The following is a 20,121-nucleotide window of genomic DNA, read 5'->3' as shown; positions in this document are numbered from 1 at the left end:
GGGGACTATCCAGGACGCCGATCGCACGCCACGCCGTACGGCCACCCCGTGAGCCGCCTCTTACTCCCACCAGTTTGGTTTTCGCCTGGGGCGCCCCCGGGCGCCGGTTGTCGGGACGATGCGAACGTATGGCCATGACGGATCTGAATTCAAGGTATTTCCCGTCGACTGCTGCGTCCCGAAGCCGCTCCGAGGGCATGCCCACCTGGCCCTGGATGCTCATTGACCTCCGATGACTGCCCATGTTCGGAGGCGCGCGGAGCGCTTGTCGGGCACTTGGATACTCAGCCCGGGGAGCTTTGTCAGTGCCGCCCATGAGAGTCCGGCTGCGCGCGGTCGGCTTCCGAGGTGTCCAGCTCTGTAGTGCAGCTGCATCCCTGGCTTTGTCCGGGGGCGACCCGGGGCAAGCCCGGGACCTATCCGACGGTCAGGCTCCGCCGATGGCCAAGAGTGACCTGCTTGCGCCGGCCGTGCGCAACTCCTGCCGACCTGGCTCCTTGCCCTGGTTGGTGGAGCGGTCGCCTGCTGTCACGTGTGGCCTCCGTCTGCTGCCCTTCCAAGGCCCACGGGCGGGCCGGAACCTACTCAGTCGCGAGCCCAGTCGAAGGGCATTGACGCGTCCTGCGGTACCACCCAGGGTGCGGATAGCGTGCCCGACATCCTGTGCACCGCGCGATGAACGGACCGATTTCAGGGTTCGTCAGAACGCTGTAGTGGCCCGAAGGTTGAGCCGGAAGCATGTGTCCGTTCGCTGTTGACTCCAGGCCGGGCCACTTTGGTGAGCACCCGCAAGGCCGCTCCACGGCGAACGACTCACCGTCAGAAGCCTCGGCCGTTCGTTTAAAGACCTGGCGAAGTTCTCACGCACCGACACAGCCGGCCTTCGTTTCATGTGGCCCGAATCCCGGGTGGGCAGAGGCTATCCGAGGTCATAGAGGAGCTTTGGGTTGGATCCACCGCAGCTACTGCTCCCCGCTGGGAGCCAGAGCGCGAGAGGCCCCGGACTTTCGTCCGGGGCCTCTCCGGCCGTGCACTTGGCAGGGCTCGAATTTTTAACCTTCTGATCCGTAGCTCTGGCCAGATCGGTCAGTGATAGCCATCCCGGGCACTTCAAGGCCTCAGAGGGACGCTACCGGGCGGGGGCGGATGCTGTGGTTGTGGCACGACGCTGCTGTACAGCAAGGGGAGGGCGTTTCCCCCCTCAGCCTCGCAGGCACGGGGGACGCTATGGACCGGTAGCGATGTTGATCGCAGGAGCGCCAGAATCTGCCCATACCCCTGCGAGACGTACACCGATCTCAGCCAGACGCCAGGTATCCATGTCCGGCTTCGCTGCACCCGGGGTATCAACTCTTTGGATATATCCATCGGCTTCGAGGAAGCGAAGGCAATTGCGCTCCTCAACCGGGTGAAGGAAATGAGTTCCCCTATTTTTCGAGAAAACCCCCAGCCAGAGATATTCGGCATTCGTATATCGATCGGCACTCCAGGCGAGGCGGGCCTTAATTAGGCGCAAATCCTGCTCTGTGAACTCCCCGCCATCGTACTGCCTATGATGGTTGGCGCACAGATATATCAGGTTACCGAAATCGTTAGTCCCCCCCATCGCCAAGGGCGTGATATGCGCAACCTCCATCGAGGAGCTAGCGCATCGCGGGACGGGGCAACGCCCACCGACTTCCAGCAACAGATCCCGCTTGCGTCGAGTTGAAAGGCTGCGCCGACCACGCACGACTCCAGCCACTGGCCGCACCGGAGGGGCGAGTGAGCCAGACGGGTCGGTCGGCAGCTCCTCCGGGGGTGGCTTGCCGGCGTCATCCACACGGATCGACTGAAGCGTGGGCTCGCTCGCCACTTGAAGCCAGAGGCCATGAAACTCCCGAGCAATGACCCTTGGCTCCGGCCGGGTTACGTCGCGGCTCGCGAGTACGAGCACCAGGGCTTCGAGCTTGCTCCACCTCGGGGTCGATTTACCCGCAAGGATATTCGAAACCCCTTGATGGGAGATCACATCGCAATTATCGCCCAGATGCACCGAAGCGTCACTGATGGATTTAATTCCGGGAAATCCAGCCCTTCTGTAAAGGAGATGGAGGGCCACGAGAAGATTCCTGTGCGAACCACCAGGGAGGGTGCTCTCGTCTGGGATTTGAATCACTATCGACTCTCACTCCGCCGTGGATCTGCTGCTTACGCCAAGCATCTGCGGCCACTGATGATCTGTCAAGGCGCTTCTAGCCTGTCACCTGGGGTCAAGTTTCAGAAATCAACTTGGGTCAAGTTTGGTCAATATTGGCCTACTTACGTCACGTCACCTTCAGGGGGCCTGAGATTGGTGGGTGGGCCAAGGTGGCTCCCTGCCAAGTTGTGGAGGTAGCAAATGGGGAAGATCGTTCCGCTTCTCAAGCTCGTCATCGGCGCCGTGATCGCGGGAGTCACGCGGGCGTTCGTCGAGCAGGAGCTCGACTCCCTGGGAGACGGGGAGGAGCAGCGCCCGCAGGAGTAGTCCGCGAGGCTGACGAAGTGGCTCTGGCGGTGTCCCCGACTGGTGTTCGCACACGGAGGCGACCGCCTCAGCCACGTCACTCGCCTCCACCCCGAACCACAACGCACCCGCGGCCGCACGACTGGCCCCCGCATCCCGGAGTCGGAGCGCCCCCGCCGGAGGCATGTCGGTGAGTGATGGCACTGCCGGCCCGTAGGGCTCGACCCATGCCCTTGGGCCTACCCGCCTACAGGGGCGGGCGTCGGCGCAGCGGGGGCGGAGCGGGCCGCAGGCAGGAGTGCCGCCCCGAGCGGAGCCGGGTGCCTTGATGAGGTAGAGAAACCTGTAACAGCTCGCTCTGTCCCCGGCGGTCTTGCCGGCCTGGCCGCTAGCTGCTGGCATAAGCATGGGGACGGCATGCATGGGGGCTGCTGATGAGCGATCTGACGGTGCACTCGTGGAAGCGGCATGGAAAGGATCGGCTCTATGTGAACCTGCCGGACGGAACGGCAGTTGCCTGGGCGGATCGAGCGACCAAGGCCGTGACGATCAAGCTTCGGCAGTACGAGGCGGAGTCCCTGGCTCTGCTTCGACGTCACCTTGGGGACGGGCTTGTCGTCAGCGCCCCTCCTCCGCCGGCGCGCCCACCTCGTCCCGTGGCTCCCGCTCAGCAGCCAACGCACCCCATTCACGCGGCCCCGAAACCCCGATGCGAACGGTCGGCGCCTCTCCCACCCCTCAGCCCCAGTGAGGACCTGGCGAGGAACCGTCCCGGCTCCCGAGTCGTCGGGATGATCGCCGAACGAGGCCCGTCGAAGGTGCAGCGGCTGACCGCGAAGTTATTGCGGCAGCCCTCGGAGTGGGACAGCTGGTACGCGGGCCTGGAAGGTGAGCGTCGGGTAGGTCGTGAGCTGGAGCGCCTAACCCCACTCGGCTGGCGAGTGCTTCACGGCATCGAGAAGGGCAACGGCGGCGACATCGACCACGTACTGATCGGCCCTGGCGGCGTGTTCAGCATCAACACCAAGAACCACCGAGGCGCCTCGGTATGGGTCGGCGACTCCATGGCCAAGATCAACGGCGGAAAGCCGCGTCCCTACGCTGCGGCAAGCCAGGCCGAGGCCGATTTCGTCCGGAAGGTTCTGGGGCGGTACTGCGCCTTCGATGTGCCTGTCGAGCCGGTTCTGGTCTTCGTCGGCATCTCGTCACTGGACCGGGCGGCCACGCAGTTCGCCGTCCACGTCTACCAGGAACGGGAGGTGTCGGCCTTGGGGCCGCTCGCCGGGAAGCTCACGCCCGAGCAGGTGGAGCACGTGTACGGCGTCGCCCGTCACCGACGTGTCTGGCTCCGCGCCTGATCGGTCGTGTCTCGCAAGAGGCGACTCGTGAAGCCCTGCCGGCAGAGTCGGTCGTTAGCCTCGGTCACGTCGTCCGGGACCTGCTGGCTGATCATGAAGCCCTGCTCGGGATAGACCAACAGCCGCTGCAACGCACCGACCAGCATGTCGATGACCAGTCGGGCGTCGCCGATGGTGTCGATGTACTCGTCGAGCGTCATCGGGCTGGAAGCGCTGACGATCTCCACTTCGGGCCAGAGCTTCCGCGCCGTGGCGTACGCACGTCGCTCCTCGTACGGCTTGCTGATGAGCAGGACGGAGGGCACGTCGACGCCGGCCTCTCGCAGCAGCGTGCGACAGAAGCTGATGTTCTCGCCTGTGTTCCGTGCTCGCGGCTCCACGAGCACGGCGGAGCTGGGGACCCCAAGCTCCAACGCGCGCTCGCGGTAGTGAACGGCCTCGCCGCGGGGCATCCGTTCGCGCGTTGTCGGGCTGGTGGCGCCGGTGAACACGAGCAAGGGGGCCATGCCTCGGCGGTACAGGTCGACGGCGGCATCCGCCACGCCCAGGTCGTGGCTGCCGAGCCCGATCGCTACCGAGCACGGCTGCGGGGCGTGCCCCATCTGGTGGTAGTCCCAGATGAGTCGGGTGTCTGCCCAGTCCTGGGTCGAGATCACTCCTGGCCTTCCCTGTCGTTCGCCGAGTCCGGTACCTGGAAGTCGTATTCCCAGGCAAAGGGGGAAGCGGCGTGTACACCGAGGGCGAATTCGACGACGGTGCCGTCGGCTGTGTAGGTCGTCCGGTGCAGCTCGACAACCGGTTTGCCCGGCGGAAGTTGCAAGAGGCTCATTTCGTCGGCCGTCGGCGGGCGGCGGGCGGGCGAAGATCCGCTCCTTCATGTGGTCGATCTCGTAGCCGGCGTCGTACAGCACGCAGAATCCACCGCCGCGGCCTGCCGGGCCGGGCGTGGGATCGACCAGGCGAGTGCCTTCGACGTGCTCAGGCCGGTAGTTCTACCGCTGACCTGCGCCGATGGACCAAGATCCTGTCCACGAATAGTCCACAGGGTCTGACATACGGGTGCACAGGGCCGCAGTTGGCTGCACATACGCGAAGACCCCGTCTCAGCAAACTCGCTGATGGCGGGGTCTTTGGGCACTCCTTACGAAGTGCCCCCGGCAGGATTCGAACCTGCGCACACGGCTCCGGAGGCCGTTGCTCTATCCCCTGAGCTACGGGGGCGCGGTCGCTGGTGTTGCGGCGACGGGTTGAACACTACCAGCTTCCGGACGGTGATCAGGAACGGATTCCGGGGGAGGGGGGCGGGGGTCGCTCGGACGGGGTGGAAGTGGCGAAAAGCCGGACGCGGGGGCCGGGGCGGACCTACTCTCGAGTTGTGTCAGGCGCCTCGGGCCGGGTGCTTGTTGTCGACGACAACAAGGTCATCCGGCAGCTGATCAAGGTCAATCTCGAGCTGGAGGGCTTCGAGGTCGTGACCGCGAACGATGGTGCCGAATGCCTGGACGTGGTGCACCACGTGCTCCCCGATGTGATCACTCTTGATGTGGTCATGCCTCGCCTGGACGGGTTCGGTGCCGCCGCGCAGTTGCGGGCCGACCCGAGGACGCGGCATCTGCCCGTGGCGATCGTGAGCGCCTGTACGCAGAACGAGGTCGAGGCCGGGATCGCCGCCGGTGTGGACGCCTTCCTCGCCAAGCCCTTCGAGCCCGCGGAGCTGGTGCGCGTCGTGCACCGGCTCATCGAGCGCCGCGACAGGAGAGAGAGGAAGGGCGCTCCCGCAGGGAGAGGGAGGGGCTGACCCTTCCCGTACGCCACTTCGCGTACGCCCCTTCGCTTGGGCCCGCTGTTCACATGGCGAAACCCTTCGCGTGACGTGGGGGCTTCTCCCCTAGGCTGGTCACGTGACCCCCGTCGACCTCTCCCGTTCCGTCGTGCGCGCCCTGCGCCGCGCCGTCGAGGACGGGGAGCTGCCCGCCGGTGTGGTCGTGCCCGAGCGGGTCGTCGTCGAGCGGACGCGGCCCGGGGGAGTGGGGGACTACGCCTCGCCCGTCGCGTTCGGGGTGGCGAAGGGTGCCGGAGTCGCGCCCCGTGGAGTGGCCGAGGTGCTGGCCCCGCGGCTGGCGGGTCTGGCCGGGGTCGAGCGGGTGGAGATCACCGGCGCCGGGTTCCTGAACTTCGTACTCGCCGAGAGTTCCGTCGGAGAGCTGGTACGGGGCATTCGTGCCGGTGGAGCGGCGTCGTACGGCCTCGCCCCCGAGGGGTGCGCGATCCCCGAGACCGTCGACGCCCCCGCAGGGGCCCTGCGCGAGCGCGTCGTGCACGCGGCCGTGCAGCGGATCGTGAGCGGTCAGGGGGTGGAGCGGGTGGAAGGGGCGGGGGGAGAGCGCGCCCCCGCCGTCCGCAGCGCCCGCATCGCCCCCGTCGCCAAGCGGGACGGGGATGTGGTCGCCGTGTACGGGGCCGGCGCCGCCGTCTGGGCGATGCTCGGTGTTCCCGCCGCCGAGACCCCCGTGTTCTCCGCGTCGCTGCTCGTCCAGGACGAGTCCAGTGAGTTGTTCCGGGTGCGGTACGCCTGCGACCGGGCGCGCGCGCTGACCCGTAACGCCGCGCAGCTGGGGTTCCAGGGCGAGCCCGGCGAGCTGGGTGAGCCGGGTGAGCCGGGTGAGCCGGGAGACGTGCACGGCGTCGGCGTCCTGCTCGGTGCGCTCCGCGACCACCCGCTCGTGCTCGAAGCCGCCGCGCACCACCGCGCGCCCGAGCGGCTCGTCCGGCAGCTCGTCGTCATCGCCGACGCCCTGCTCGACTTCCAGTACCACGTCCTGCCCAAGGGCGACGAGAAACCCTCGGCCGCCCACCGCGCCCGGCTGGCCCTTGCCGAAGCCGCCGGGACGGTGCTGGCCGGCGGCCTGGCCCTGCTCGGCATCGACGTGCCCGACCACCACCACCTTCACCATCACCACCACCTGTGATGCCGCGAACCGTATGTGATCCGATGTGACTCGTTGTGGTCCGATGTGATTCGCCCGCGTTCCGGATGATTTGCGAAGAGAGAATTCCGAGATGAGCCGTTCCGCACACCCCGCCGGGCCCCGCCACGCCGACGTCATGCCCGAGGGCCACTACGCCCCGCCGCCCGCCGACCTCAACGCGCTCGACGAGAAGGTCTGGGCGCGCACGGTCGGCCGTAACGGCGACGGAGTCGTCACCGTCGGCGGGATCGAAGTGACCCGTCTCGCCGAGGAGTTCGGGACGCCCGCCTACTTCCTCGACGAGGAGGACTTCCGGGCGCGCTGCCGCGCCTGGGCGCACGCCTTCGGGCCGGACGCCGACGTCTTCTACGCCGGCAAGGCGTTCCTCTCCAAGGCCGTCGTGAAGTGGCTCAAGGAGGAGGGGCTCAACCTCGACGTGTGCTCGGGAGGGGAGCTGGCCACCGCGCTCGCCGCCGGGATGCCCGCCGGGCGCATCGCCTTCCACGGCAACAACAAGTCCACGAGCGAGATCACCCGCGCCATCGAGGCCGGCGTCGGCCGGATCGTGCTCGACTCCTTCCAGGAGATCGCCCGCGTCGCGCACATCGCCCGCGAGCTCGGCGTACGCCAGCCCGTGCAGATCCGCGTCACCGTGGGCGTGGAGGCGCACACCCACGAGTTCATCGCCACCGCGCACGAGGACCAGAAGTTCGGGATCGCCGTCGCCGACGGGTCGGCCGCCGAGGCCGTACGGCGTGCGCTGGGCCACGACAGCCTGGAGCTGCTCGGCGTCCACTCCCACATCGGCTCGCAGATCTTCGACATGGCCGGCTTCGAGGTCTCCGCCAAGCGCGTCGTACGCCTGCTCGCCGCCGTGCGCGACGAGCACGGGGTGGAGCTGCCCGAGATCGACCTCGGCGGCGGGCTGGGCATCGCCTACACCTCCGCCGACGACCCGCGCGAGCCGCACGAGATCGCCAAGGCCCTGCACGAGATCGTCGCCCGCGAGTGCGAGGCGGCCGGCCTGCGCGCCCCGCGGATCTCGGTGGAACCCGGACGGGCGATCGTGGGCCCGACGGCCTTCACCCTTTACGAGGTGGGGACGGTCAAGCCGCTGGAGGGACTGCGGACGTACGTCTCCGTCGACGGCGGGATGTCCGACAACATCCGGACGGCCCTCTACGACGCCGAGTACTCGGTCAGCCTCGTCTCCCGGACCTCCGACGCCGAGCCCATGCTCGTGCGCGTCGTGGGCAAGCACTGCGAGAGCGGCGACATCGTGGTCAAGGACGCGTTCCTGCCCGCCGACATCGCCCCCGGCGACCTCCTCGCGGTCCCGGCGACCGGCGCGTACTGCCGTTCGATGGCGAGCAACTACAACCACGTGCTCCGCCCGCCCGTCGTCGCCGTGCGTGACGGTCAGGCGCGTGTCATCGTCCGCCGGGAGACGGAGGAGGATCTCCTGCGTCTCGACGTCGGCTGATACGCATTCTTCTGGGGGAGGCCCCCCAGGCCCCGGAATAGGTGTCTCACTCAATGGACCGAGGGTGGAAACTGTTGTCCATTGAGTGAGACTGGTTCACACCTGGGGTGCAAACCGCGCAACAGGTACTGATGTGAAGATCGAAAGGCGTAGGTCGAATGATGCGTACGCGTCCGCTGAAGGTGGCGCTGCTGGGCTGTGGAGTGGTCGGCTCGGAAGTTGCCCGCATCATGACGACGCACGCCGACGATCTGACGGCCAGGATCGGCGCGCCCGTCGAGCTCGCCGGCGTGGCCGTGCGCCGCCCCTCCAAGGTGCGCGAGGGCATCGACCCGGCCCTGGTCACCACCGATGCGACCGCGCTGCTCAAACGCGGCGACATCGACGTCGCGATCGAGGTCATCGGCGGCATCGAGCCGGCCCGCACCCTGATCACCACCGCCTTCGAGCACGGCATCTCCGTCGTCTCGGCGAACAAGGCGCTGCTCGCCCAGGACGGCGCCGCGCTGCACGCCGCCGCCGAGGCCGCCGGGCTGGACCTGTACTACGAGGCCGCCGTCGCCGGCGCCATCCCGCTGGTCCGCCCCATGCGCGAGTCCCTCGCGGGCGACAAGATCAACCGGGTGATGGGCATCGTCAACGGCACGACGAACTTCATCCTCGACAAGATGGACTCCACCGGCGCCGGGTACCAGGAGGCCCTCGACGAGGCCACCGCCCTCGGGTACGCCGAGGCCGACCCCACCGCCGACGTGGAGGGCTACGACGCCGCCGCCAAGGCCGCGATCCTGGCCGGCATCGCCTTCCACACCCGGGTCCGCCTCGACGACGTCTACCGCGAGGGCATGACCGAGGTCAGCGCCGCCGACTTCGCGTCCGCCAAGCGCATGGGCTGCACCATCAAGCTCCTCGCCATCCTGGAGCGCGCCGCCGACGGCGAGTCCGTCACCGCCCGCGTCCACCCGGCGATGATCCCGCTGACCCACCCGCTCGCCTCCGTCCGCGAGGCGTACAACGCGGTGTTCGTCGAGGCGGAGGCCGCCGGGCGGCTCATGTTCTACGGTCCGGGCGCGGGCGGCGCGCCGACCGCGTCCGCGGTCCTCGGCGACCTCGTCGCCGTCTGCCGCAACAAGCTCGCCGAGGCAAAGGGGCCGGGCGAGTCGGCTTACACCCAGCTGCCGGTCAGCCCCATGGGGGATGTCGTCACCCGCTACCACATCAGCCTCGATGTGGCGGACAAGCCGGGCGTCCTCGCCCAGGTGGCGACCACCTTCGCGGAGCACGGAGTGTCCATCGACACCGTCCGACAGCAGGGAAAGGACGGCGAGGCCTCCCTCGTCGTCGTCACTCACCGTGCGCCCGACGCCGCCCTCTCCGGGACCGTCGAGGCGCTGCGGAAGCTGGACACCGTCCGCGGTGTCGCCAGCATCATGCGTGTTGAAGGGGAGTAAGGACCCATGAGCAGCAATCGCACCCACCAGTGGCGCGGCATCATCGAGGAGTACCGGGACCGCCTGCCGGTCACGGCCACGACTCCGGTGGTCACGCTCCGCGAGGGCGGCACTCCCCTCGTCCCCGCCCAGGTGCTCTCCGAGCGCACCGGCTGCGAGGTACACCTCAAGGTCGAGGGGGCCAACCCCACCGGGTCCTTCAAGGACCGCGGCATGACCATGGCGATCACCAAGGCCAAGGAGGACGGCGCCAAGGCCGTCATCTGCGCCTCCACGGGCAACACCTCGGCCTCCGCCGCCGCCTACGCGGTGCGCGCCGGGATGGTCTCCGCCGTCCTCGTGCCCCGCGGCAAGATCGCGCTGGGCAAGATGGGCCAGGCCCTGATCCACGGCGCGAAGATCCTCCAGGTCGACGGCAACTTCGACGACTGCCTCGACCTCGCCCGGGCGCTGTCCGACAACTACCCGGTGGCGCTGGTCAATTCCGTCAACCCGGTACGCATCGAGGGCCAGAAGACGGCGGCCTTCGAGATCGTGGACGCGCTCGGCGACGCCCCCGACATCCACGTGCTGCCCGTCGGCAACGCCGGCAACATCACCGCGTACTGGAAGGGCTTCAAGGAGTACAAGGCCGATGGCCTGGCCTCCCGTACGCCCCGCGTGTGGGGTTTCCAGGCCTCCGGCTCCGCGCCCATCGTGCGCGGGGAGATCGTCAAGGAGCCGCACACCATCGCCACGGCGATCCGTATCGGCAACCCGGCCTCGTGGGACTACGCCCTGCAGGCCCGGGACGAGTCGGGCGGCTTCATCGACGAGGTGACGGACCGCCAGATCCTGTCCGCCTACCGCCTGTTGGCCGCTCAGGAGGGCGTCTTCGTCGAGCCCGCCTCGGCCGCGTCGGTGGCCGGTCTGCTCAAGGCCGTCGAGCTCGGTCTGGTCGACCCCGGCCAGAAGATCGTCTGCACCGTCACCGGCAACGGCCTGAAGGACCCCGACTGGGCGGTCGCCGGCGCTCCGCAGCCGGTCACCATTCCGGTCGACGCCGAGGCCGCCGCCATCCGCCTCGGTCTCGTCTGACCGCGAGCCGCGGGCCGGCCGTCCCGTAAGCGCGGTCGGCCGCCGCGACCAGAAGTACCGCAGTAACCGAGTTGCCGGATTCCGGAAGTCTTTCGAAGGCTGATGAATCCGGCAACTCGGGCCGTACGGCACGAAAACCGATGGAAACCCGCCAGATATCGCGGCGGAAACCCGACCGGACCGGCAGGAGCCGGCGACACGCATCGTGCGCCTGCTGTGCGCCCTATGTCGGAGAAGAACCTTCCTTCGATAGGCTGTACTTACATCCGCCGCCGCGCATATGACCGCGGTGCTGCCCACAGGGCCTTCGGGTGTCGTACGTTCTCCAGTACATTCACAGCGAGCCAGCGAAGATACCGTCTCGCACAGTCACAAGGAGTGTCATCGGAAGATGGCCGGTCCCGCCTTCCGCGCCGCCGCCGTACGGGTGCGCGTTCCCGCCAGCAGTGCCAACCTCGGCCCGGGCTTCGACGCCTTCGGGCTGGCCTTGGGGCTCTACGACGACGTCGTCGTACGCGTGGCCGATTCAGGCCTGAACATCGATATCGCGGGCGAAGGTGCCGACACCCTGCCGCGGGACGAGAGCCACCTCCTCGTACGTTCCATGCGCACCGCGTTCGACCTGCTGGGCGGCCAGCCGCGCGGCCTCGAAGTCGTCTGCGCCAACCGCATCCCGCACGGCCGCGGTCTCGGCTCCTCCTCCGCCGCCATCTGCGCGGGCATCGTCGCCGCCCGCGCCGTGACCATAGGCGGAGAGGCCAAGCTCGACGACACGGCGCTGCTGGAGCTCGCCACCGAGATCGAGGGCCACCCCGACAACGTCGCCGCCTGTCTCCTCGGCGGTTTCACCCTCGCGTGGATGGACGGCGGCAGCGCCAAGGCGATCCGCATGGAGCCCGCCGATTCCATCGTTCCGGTGGTCTTCGTCCCCTCCAAGCCCGTCCTGACGGAGACGGCGCGCGGCCTGCTGCCGCGCACCGTCCCGCACGTGGACGCGGCCGTCAACGCGGGCCGCGCGGGTCTGCTCGTAGAGGCCCTGACCAGGCGTCCCGAGTTCCTGCTGCCGGCCACCGAGGACCGTCTCCACCAGGAGTACCGGTCCCCGGCGATGCCCGAGAGCGTGGCGCTCGTGGCGCGACTGCGGGCGGACGGCATCCCCGCGGTGATCTCCGGCGCGGGCCCCACGGTCCTCGCGCTGGTCGACAACGGTGCGGCCGACAAGGTCGCACGGCTCGCGGGCGAGGGGTGGGCGGCCAACCGGCTCGCACTCGACGCCGCGGGCGCGAGCGTACTTCCGCTGGGAACCCAGGGCGGCTGATCCGCGCAGTAAAGGACACAGCCGGCCAGGGGCGGGCGGCCAGGGCAGGCCGCCCGCGCGGAGCCCGCGCGAAACCCGCGCGGAAGGGCTCGAAAGCCGGTGATGGAGAGGGGGAATGTCTGTTGGATCCGGTAGTGTTAGTCTCAAGTGCGCATCCGAAGCCGCCATGGCTTGGTGCTCAGTGTCCCTATCAGGGACCACCTTTCTTCCGGGAGCCTCCCCGACTGCTTTGATCGCTGCCAGCAGTTTCGAGCACGCTCCGGAATCGGCGTGATATTCCCACGCTTCCACTCGGGGGCTTCTCGCCGGAACCACCCACGCACATGCACGTTTCTCTCCGCCGTATCTCTATCGGCGGACCACCGCCCCGGCAGCAGTCCGCGCCTCATCACGGACTGCCGTCGGACAGCACAACCGGTCGCCGAGCCAGACAGGCCGACGTCCGCTCCAGGGAAGGACCCTTCGTGAGCGACACCACCGATCTGATGGGCGCTGCCGACACCAACGTCGACACCAGTGCCCCCGCCGAGGGCGCCGCGCCGACCAAGCGCCGCCGCTCCGGCACCGGCCTTGACGGCATGGTCCTGGCCGAGCTCCAGCAGGTCGCGTCGGGCCTCGGCATCAGGGGCACCGCGCGGATGCGCAAGGGCCAGCTGATCGAGGTCATCAAGGAGGCGCAGGCGGGAAGCAGCGCCCCCAAGGCCGCGGCCTCCGCGCCGGCCGCCGCGCCCGCCGAAAGCGGCGAGACCAAGCCGAAGCGCCGCGCCACCAGCAAGGCCCGTACGGGCGAGGCCGCCGCCGAGGCGCCCGCCGAGAAGGCCGCCACGCAGGCCCAGATCGACATCCCGGGCCAGCCCGCGAGCGAGGACGCCCCGGTCGGCGAGCGCCGTCGCCGGCGTGCCACCGCCCCGTCCGGCAGCCCCGAGGGTTCGGCCCCCGCCGCCGCCGTACAGGTGGAGCCGAAGTCCGAGACCGTCGCTCCGGCCGCACAGGCCGAAGCGAAGGCCGAGGCCGCCACCGCCCCGGCCGGCCAGGCCCAGGGCCAGGAAGGCGAGGGCCGCGGCCGTCGCGACCGCCGCGAGCGGGGCAACGACCGCGCCGACGGCCGCCGCGAGCGCCGTGACCGCGGTGCCAAGGCCGACGACCAGGGCCAGGGCGCTCAGGGTCAGGGCCAGGCCGGTCAGGGCCAGAGCCAGGGTCAGAACCAGGGCCAGGGTCAGGGCCAGCAGGGCGGCCGTCAGGACCGGACCGACCGTCAGGACCGCCAGCAGGGCGGCCGCGGCCAGGGTCAGGGCCAGGGTCAGGGCCAGCAGGGCGGTCGCCAGGACCGGGACCGTCAGGACAACGGCCCGCAGGACGACTTCGACGAGGACGGCCGTCGCGGCCGTCGTGGCCGCTACCGCGACCGCCGTGGCCGTCGTGGCCGCGACGAGTTCGCGCCGGCCGAGACTCCGGTCGCCGACGACGACGTCCTGATCCCCGTGGCGGGCATCCTCGACATCCTCGACAACTACGCGTTCATCCGGACCTCGGGCTACCTGCCCGGCCCGAACGACGTGTACGTCTCCCTCGCCCAGGTCCGCAAGGCCGGTCTGCGCAAGGGCGACCACACCACCGGCGCCGTCCGTCAGCCCAAGGACGGCGAGCGCCGCGAGAAGTTCAACGCGCTCGTGCGCCTGGACTCGGTCAACGGCATGGCGCCCGAATCCGGCCGCGGCCGCCCGGAGTTCCAGAAGCTGACCCCGCTGTACCCGCAGGACCGGCTCCGCCTGGAGACCGACCCGGGCGTGCTGACCACCCGCATCATCGACCTCGTGTCGCCGATCGGTAAGGGCCAGCGCGGTCTGATCGTGGCCCCGCCGAAGACCGGTAAGACCATGATCATGCAGGCGATCGCCAACGCGATCACGGTCAACAACCCCGAGTGCCACCTGATGGTCGTCTTGGTCGACGAGCGTCCGGAAGAGGTCACCGACATGCAGCGGTCGGTGAAGGGCGAGGTCATCTCCTCGACCTTCGACCGCCCGGCCGAGGACCACACCACCGTCGCCGAGCTGGCCATCGAGCGCGCCAAGCGTCTCGTCGAGCTCGGCCACGACGTGGTCGTCCTGCTGGACTCCATCACCCGCCTGGGACGCGCGTACAACCTCGCCGCCCCCGCCTCCGGCCGCATCCTGTCCGGTGGTGTCGACTCGACCGCGCTCTACCCGCCGAAGCGCTTCTTCGGTGCCGCGCGCAACATCGAGGACGGCGGCTCGCTGACCATCCTGGCCACCGCGCTGGTCGACACCGGCTCGCGCATGGACGAGGTGATCTTCGAGGAGTTCAAGGGCACCGGCAACATGGAGCTCAAGCTCGACCGGAAGCTCGCCGACAAGCGCATCTTCCCGGCCGTTGACGTGGACCCCTCGGGCACCCGCAAGGAGGAGATCCTCCTCAACAGCGAGGAGCTCGCCATCGTCTGGAAGCTGCGCCGGGTGCTGCACGCGCTCGACTCGCAGCAGGCCATCGAGCTGCTCCTCGACAAGATGAAGCAGACGAAGTCGAACGCCGAGTTCCTCATGCAGATCGCGAAGACGACCCCGTCGGGCAAGAACGACGACTGACGTCTCCCCGTAGCACCACCTGCGTGACCGCCGACCGCCCCCGCCGCACCCGCGACGGGGGCGGTCGCGTCATACCCGGGGCCTAGGGGGCCCATGTGGCCTGCGGGGTCTGTGCGGCCTTGTGTGGTCTACGGTGCTTCGCGCACGGATGCGACCTTTGCCACACTCCGTACGCCCGCCGCCCCTCGCGGTCACCCCGAGTCCCGGGGGGAATCCGCAGGTGGGCGGCGTACCGCACGGTGCCCGTCCGGCCCGGCCCGACGGGGCGGGGCGGTTTCCGCGAGCCCGGGACCGTGGAACCCTGGATGGCTTCAGTCCGTCCTTGTCACAGAGAGCGGGGAGCCGAACCGAACACAGACAGGCGGCAGAGCAGAGCATGAGCCAGGACAACAGGGGCCACGGCCGCAGGGCCGGCGCGGGCAGACGCCGACGGAAGCCGGCCGTGCGCCGCAGGGCCGTCGTCATCGCCGCGTGGACCGCCGCGGGCGTGGTCCTCCTGGGCGGGGCGGGGCTCGGCTACTTCTACTTCAAGTTCAACGGCAACCTCAAGACCGTCGACATCGACGCCGCCCTCGGCACGAACCGCCCGGAGAACGTGGACAACGGCTCGATGGACATCCTCGTCCTCGGCTCCGACTCCCGCGGCGGCGACAACGGGGAGTACGGCCAGGACGACGGCGGCTCCGCACGCTCCGACACGGCGATGATCGTCCACCTCAACGAGGGCCACACCAAGGCCACCGTCGTATCGATACCCCGCGACACCCTCGTGACCCGGCCCACCTGCAAGCTCCCGAACGGCAAGAGCGACCTGGGCGGCCCGCGCAAGATGTTCAACGAGTCGTTCACCGTCGGCGGGGCCGCCTGCGCGGTCGCGACCGTGGAGAAGATGTCGGGGATCCGCATGGACCACTACCTCGAAGTCGACTTCACGGGCTTCAAGGAGATCATCGACAAGCTCGGCGGCGTCGAGGTGACGACCACCAAGCCGATCAAGGACGACTACAGCCACCTCGACCTGCCCGCCGGGACGAACCGGCTGAACGGCGAGCAGGCCCTCGGCCTCGTCCGTACCCGCCACGGCGTCGGCGACGGCGGCGACCTGGGCCGAATACAGCTCCAGCAGGCCTTCATCAAGGCGCTGATCAAGCAGGTCAAGACCATCGGTGTCTTCGACAACCCGAAGAAGCTGCTCGACCTCGCCGACACCGCCACCAAGGCCATCACCACGGACAAGGCGCTCGGCGACGTGAAGTCCCTCATGGGCTTCGCCCAGGGCCTGGAGGGCATCGGCCCCGAGAACATGCAGATGATCACCCTCCCGGTGACCGGAGACACCCGTGACCCCAACCGGGTCGTCCCGCTCACCAAGGAGTCCACGATGGTCTGGGACGCCCTGCTGGCCGACCAGCAGGTCCCGGAAGCGGCCACCACGAACTCGGCCGGAGACAAGGGCACGGCCGGTACGGTCGTCCGGTAGCCGAACCGCCTGGTGGGACGGGTTCCACCGGGCCGTGGAATAGATGCCGGACCCCTGCCGTTGAGGGAGGCGTCCTCAGAATTTTGACAGGCAGCCCGGTCCTGGCAGACTGGTCTGTCGGCCCCGGTTCACGCAGCGCGCAATTCGGCTCCTGCGACCCGGCGCCCTCCCGAATCTAGGAGACACCTTGAAGCGCGATACCCACCCCACGTACGTCGAGACCCAGGTCAGCTGTACCTGTGGCGCGTCGTTCACCACCCGCAGCACCCTGACCGAGGGCTCCATCCGAGCCGAGGTCTGCTCCGAGTGCCACCCGTTCTACACGGGCAAGCAGAAGATCCTCGACACCGGTGGCCGCGTGGCCCGCTTCGAGGCCCGCTTCGGCAAGGCTGCACAGAAGTAGCGAGCCTCAGGCGCCGGGTACCGGCTGCACCCTGTTCGCACGGGGGCAGCCGGACCGGCGCCTTTCTCGTCCCGCAGCCCTTTTCTTCACATTCACCATCTTCAGGAGCCCCCGATGTTCGAGGCGGTCGAGGAACTGATCGGCGAGCACGCCGATCTTGAGAAGAAGCTCGCCGACCCTTCGGTCCACTCGGATCAGGCCAACGCGCGCAAGCTGAACAAGCGCTACGCGGAGCTGACCCCGATCGTCGCGACCTTCCGTGCCTGGAAGCAGTCCGCCGAGGACATCGAGACGGCGAAGGAGTTCGCGGCCGACGACCCGGACTTCGTGGCAGAGGTCAAGGAACTGACCGCACAGCGCGAAGAGCTCACCGAGAAGCTCCGCCTGCTGCTCGTTCCGCGCGACCCCAGCGACGACAAGGACGTGCTCCTGGAGGTCAAGGCGGGTGCGGGCGGTGACGAGTCGGCCCTGTTCGCCGGCGACCTGCTGCGCATGTACCTGCGCTACGCCGAGCGCGTGGGCTGGAAGACCGAGATCATCGACGCCACCGAGTCCGAGCTCGGCGGCTACAAGGACGTCCAGGTCTCCGTCCGCACCAAGGGCGGCAACGGCGCCACCGAGCCCGGCCAGGGCGTCTGGGCCCGCCTGAAGTACGAGGGCGGCGTGCACCGCGTCCAGCGCGTGCCGGCCACCGAGTCCCAGGGCCGCATCCACACCTCCGCCGCCGGCGTGCTCGTCACCCCGGAAGCCGAGGAGGTGGAGGTCGAGGTCAACATGAACGACCTCCGCATCGACGTGTACCGCTCCTCGGGCCCCGGCGGCCAGTCCGTCAACACCACCGACTCGGCCGTGCGCATCACGCACATCCCGACCGGTGTGGTCGCCTCCTGCCAGAACGAGAAGAGCCAGCTCCAGAACAAGGAGCAGGCGATGCGCATCCTGCGCTCGCGCCTGCTGGCCGCCGCCCAGGAAGCCGCCGAGCAGGAGGCCTCCGACGTGCGCCGCAGCCAGGTGCGCTCGGTGGACCGCTCCGAGAAGATCCGTACGTACAACTACCCGGAAAACCGGATCTCGGACCACCGGACGGGCTTCAAGGCGTACAACTTGGACCAGGTCCTCGACGGAGACCTCGACCCGGTCATCCAGGCCTGTGTCGACACGGACTCCGCCGCCAAGCTCGCGTCCGCGCACTGAGTCCCCCCGCAGGACCGCACCACCCGCAGGACCCCGCACCACCCCCCGTACGACAGCAGCCCGGAGGACCAGCGTGAACTTGCTGCTTGCCGAGGTGGCCCAGGCCACCCAGCGGCTGGCCGCCGCCGGCGTGCCCTCACCGCGTTTCGACGCGGAGGAGCTCGCGGCCTTCGTGCACGGCGTCAAGCGGGGGGAACTCCACCACGTCAAGGACGCGGACTTCGACGCCCGCTACTGGGAGGCCGTCGCCCGCCGCGAGGCGCGCGAGCCGCTCCAGCACATCACCGGCCGCGCCTTCTTCCGCTACCTGGAGCTCCAGGTCGGGCCCGGGGTCTTCGTGCCCCGGCCCGAGACCGAGTCGGTCGTGGACTGGGCCATACAGGCCGTCCGGGCGATGGACGTCGTCGAACCGCTGATCGTGGACCTCTGCACCGGCTCCGGCGCCATCGCGCTGGCCATGGCGCAGGAGGTGCCGCGCTCGCGCGTGCACGCCGTCGAGCTGTCCGAGGACGCCCTGCAGTGGACCCGTAAGAACGCCGAGGGCTCCCGGGTCACCGTCCACCAGGGCAACGCGCTGAGCGCGCTGCCCGAGCTGGACGGACAGGTCGACCTGGTCATCTCCAACCCGCCGTACATCCCGCTCACCGAGTGGGAGTACGTGGCGCCCGAGGCCCGCGACCACGACCCCGAGATGGCGCTGTTCTCCGGCGAGGACGGCCTGGACACCATCCGCGGCATCGAGCGCACCGCCCACCGGCTGCTGCGGCCCGGCGGCATCGTCGTCATCGAGCACGCCGACACCCAGGGCGGACAGGTCCCGTGGATCTTCGCCGAGGAGCGGGGCTGGGCCGACGCCGCCGACCACCCCGACCTCAACAACCGCCCGCGCTTCGCGACCGCCCGCAAGGCTCTGCCGTGACCGGCCCTGCCTCGAGCGGCGCAGTCACCGCGCGCATTCCCGCCACCCCCCTGCTGCACGAGGAGGCCCGCTGATGGCCCGGCGATACGACTGCAACGACGCGACGGACCGCAAGACGGGCCTGCGTGAAGCCGCCTCCGCCGTACGCCGCGGCGAGCTCGTCGTGCTGCCCACCGACACCCTCTACGGGATCGGCGCGGACGCCTTCAGCGCGGAGGCCGTCGGCGACCTGCTCGCCGCCAAGGGGCGCGGCCGCAACATGCCCACCCCCGTCCTCATCGGCTCCCCGAACACCCTGCACGGCCTGGTCACCGACTTCTCCGAGCAGGCCTGGGAGCTCGTCGACGCCTTCTGGCCGGGCGGTCTGACGCTCGTCGCCAAGCACCAGCCCTCGCTGGCGTGGGACCTGGGCGAGACCGGCGGCACCGTGGCCGTGCGCATGCCCCTGCACCCCGTCGCGATCGAGCTGCTGACCGAGGTCGGCCCGATGGCGGTGTCCTCGGCGAACCTGACCGGACACCCGGCGCCCGAGGACTGCGACGCGGCGCGCGAGATGCTCGGCGACTCCGTGTCCGTGTACCTGGACGGCGGGCCGACCCCGAGCACCCTGCCCTCGTCGATCGTCGACGTCACCGGGAAGGTTCCCGTCCTGCTGCGCGAGGGGGCACTGACCGCCGAGCAGCTGCGGGAGGTCGTGCCCGACCTCGAGGTGGCTCCGTGAGCCCTGAGGGGCGTGGCATAGCCGGGGACAACACCTTCCGCATACTCCACGTCAGCACCGGCAACGTGTGCCGCTCGCCCATCACCGAGCGGCTGACGCGGCACGCGCTGTCCCACCGGCTCGGCGGCCCCGTCACCGGCGACCTGATCGTGGAGAGCGCGGGCACCTGGGGCCACGAGGGCGCGCCCATGGAGGCCAACGCGGCCGCCGTGCTGGCCGACTTCGGGGCGGACGCCACCGGCTTCACCGGCCGGGAACTCCTGGACGAGCACGTCATACGCGCCGACCTGGTCCTGACCGCCACCCGCGACCACCGCGCCCAGGTGATCTCGATGGGGCACTCGGCGGGGCTGCGCACCTTCACCCTGAAGGAGTTCACCCGGCTGGTGCGGGCGATAGACCCGGCGACGCTGCCGCCGCTGGAGGACGGGATGGTGGAGCGGGCCCGCGCGCTGGTCCGCGCCGCCGCCGCTCTACGCGGGTGGCTGCTCGCGCCGTCCCCCGACGCCGATGAGGTGTACGACCCGTACGGGGCGCCGATCACCTTCTTCCGCTCGATCGGCGACGAGATCAACCAGGCGCTGGACCCCGTGGTCACGGCACTGACGGGCGTCACGGCTTCCCGCTGACCCGCCGGGTCGACCGGGCGACCCCCGC

General features: G+C 69.4%; 17 protein-coding genes, 1 tRNA gene and 1 pseudogene. 15 read left to right on the top strand and 4 right to left on the bottom strand.

Going from position 1 to position 20,121, the window contains the following annotated elements:
- Positions 1–1,225: 1,225 nt before the first annotated feature.
- The gene (locus tag OHA37_RS11995) at positions 1,226–2,101 is read right to left on the bottom strand and encodes an HNH endonuclease signature motif containing protein (RefSeq protein WP_266904460.1); all 876 of its coding nucleotides are present in this window, start codon (positions 2,099–2,101) and stop codon (positions 1,226–1,228) included.
- A 279-nt stretch (positions 2,102–2,380) separates the two neighbouring features.
- On the opposite strand from OHA37_RS11995, the gene OHA37_RS11990 reads away from it, so the two are divergent.
- Entirely contained in the window at positions 2,381–2,506 is a 126-nt protein-coding gene (locus OHA37_RS11990) for a hypothetical protein (RefSeq protein WP_266904458.1), read from the top strand.
- A 770-nt stretch (positions 2,507–3,276) separates the two neighbouring features.
- The gene (locus OHA37_RS11985) at positions 3,277–3,843 is read left to right on the top strand and encodes a nuclease-related domain-containing protein (RefSeq protein WP_323182327.1); all 567 of its coding nucleotides are present in this window, start codon (positions 3,277–3,279) and stop codon (positions 3,841–3,843) included.
- Here OHA37_RS11985 and OHA37_RS11980 read toward each other — a convergent pair.
- The 3 genes and pseudogenes from OHA37_RS11980 to OHA37_RS11970 all read right to left on the bottom strand — a co-directional run bounded on the left by OHA37_RS11980 (position 3,816) and on the right by OHA37_RS11970 (position 5,064).
- Positions 3,816–4,499, bottom strand: a complete 684-nt coding sequence (locus OHA37_RS11980; RefSeq protein ID WP_266904454.1) for a YdcF family protein — start codon at positions 4,497–4,499, stop codon at positions 3,816–3,818. The genes OHA37_RS11985 and OHA37_RS11980 overlap by 28 nt on opposite strands.
- Positions 4,496–4,832, bottom strand: a pseudogene (locus tag OHA37_RS11975) (UTRA domain-containing protein); the annotation flags it as partial. The pseudogene OHA37_RS11975 and the gene OHA37_RS11980, both read right to left, overlap by 4 nt.
- 160 nt (positions 4,833–4,992) lie before the next feature.
- Positions 4,993–5,064: transfer RNA gene (locus OHA37_RS11970), tRNA-Arg, on the bottom strand.
- Positions 5,065–5,170: 106 nt separating this feature from the next.
- On the opposite strand from OHA37_RS11970, the gene OHA37_RS11965 reads away from it, so the two are divergent.
- From OHA37_RS11965 to OHA37_RS11905, 13 genes are all read left to right on the top strand, one after another.
- Positions 5,171–5,641, top strand: coding sequence for a response regulator (locus OHA37_RS11965; protein ID WP_266904452.1), 471 nt, complete (start codon positions 5,171–5,173; stop codon positions 5,639–5,641).
- 103 nt (positions 5,642–5,744) lie between these two features.
- Positions 5,745–6,812: an ArgS-related anticodon-binding protein NrtL gene (gene nrtL / locus OHA37_RS11960; protein ID WP_266904450.1), complete on the top strand. Its 1,068-nt coding sequence runs from the start codon at positions 5,745–5,747 to the stop codon at positions 6,810–6,812.
- 91 nt (positions 6,813–6,903) lie between these two features.
- Positions 6,904–8,295, top strand: a complete 1,392-nt coding sequence (lysA, locus tag OHA37_RS11955) for a diaminopimelate decarboxylase (RefSeq protein ID WP_266904449.1) — start codon at positions 6,904–6,906, stop codon at positions 8,293–8,295.
- Between the two features lie 161 nt (positions 8,296–8,456).
- Positions 8,457–9,746 carry a homoserine dehydrogenase gene (locus tag OHA37_RS11950; RefSeq protein WP_266912707.1) on the top strand — a complete coding sequence of 430 codons (1,290 nt, stop codon included), beginning with the start codon at positions 8,457–8,459 and terminating at the stop codon, positions 9,744–9,746.
- A 6-nt stretch (positions 9,747–9,752) separates the two neighbouring features.
- On the top strand, positions 9,753–10,823 hold the full coding sequence (gene thrC / locus OHA37_RS11945; RefSeq protein ID WP_266904447.1) for a threonine synthase: 1,071 nt from the start codon (positions 9,753–9,755) through the stop codon (positions 10,821–10,823).
- A gap of 391 nt (positions 10,824–11,214) precedes the next feature.
- Entirely contained in the window at positions 11,215–12,141 is a 927-nt protein-coding gene (gene thrB, locus OHA37_RS11940) for a homoserine kinase (protein WP_243336217.1), read from the top strand.
- Positions 12,142–12,605: 464 nt separating this feature from the next.
- Positions 12,606–14,747 (top strand): transcription termination factor Rho, encoded by a 2,142-nt coding sequence (rho, locus tag OHA37_RS11935; RefSeq protein ID WP_266904444.1) that lies wholly within the window; start codon positions 12,606–12,608, stop codon positions 14,745–14,747.
- 376 nt (positions 14,748–15,123) lie between these two features.
- Entirely contained in the window at positions 15,124–16,227 is a 1,104-nt protein-coding gene (locus OHA37_RS11930; RefSeq protein ID WP_266904442.1) for an LCP family protein, read from the top strand.
- Positions 16,228–16,414: 187 nt separating this feature from the next.
- Positions 16,415–16,630 carry a 50S ribosomal protein L31 gene (gene rpmE, locus OHA37_RS11925; protein ID WP_243336220.1) on the top strand — a complete coding sequence of 72 codons (216 nt, stop codon included), beginning with the start codon at positions 16,415–16,417 and terminating at the stop codon, positions 16,628–16,630.
- Between the two features lie 114 nt (positions 16,631–16,744).
- A complete protein-coding gene (gene prfA / locus OHA37_RS11920) occupies positions 16,745–17,824 on the top strand; it encodes a peptide chain release factor 1 (protein WP_266881142.1) in 1,080 nt (359 codons plus the stop codon).
- A gap of 73 nt (positions 17,825–17,897) precedes the next feature.
- Positions 17,898–18,743 (top strand): peptide chain release factor N(5)-glutamine methyltransferase, encoded by an 846-nt coding sequence (gene prmC, locus OHA37_RS11915; RefSeq protein ID WP_266904439.1) that lies wholly within the window; start codon positions 17,898–17,900, stop codon positions 18,741–18,743.
- A gap of 73 nt (positions 18,744–18,816) precedes the next feature.
- Positions 18,817–19,464, top strand: coding sequence for an L-threonylcarbamoyladenylate synthase (locus OHA37_RS11910; RefSeq protein ID WP_134071127.1), 648 nt, complete (start codon positions 18,817–18,819; stop codon positions 19,462–19,464).
- On the top strand, positions 19,461–20,093 hold the full coding sequence (locus OHA37_RS11905) for an arsenate reductase/protein-tyrosine-phosphatase family protein (protein WP_266904435.1): 633 nt from the start codon (positions 19,461–19,463) through the stop codon (positions 20,091–20,093). Before OHA37_RS11910 ends, OHA37_RS11905 begins: the two co-directional genes overlap by 4 nt.
- The last annotated feature ends 28 nt before the right edge of the window (positions 20,094–20,121 follow it).

The organism is Streptomyces sp. NBC_00335 (assembly GCF_036127095.1).
Classification (GTDB): domain Bacteria; phylum Actinomycetota; class Actinomycetes; order Streptomycetales; family Streptomycetaceae; genus Streptomyces.
This window is presented reverse-complemented; position numbering and strand designations above follow the sequence as displayed.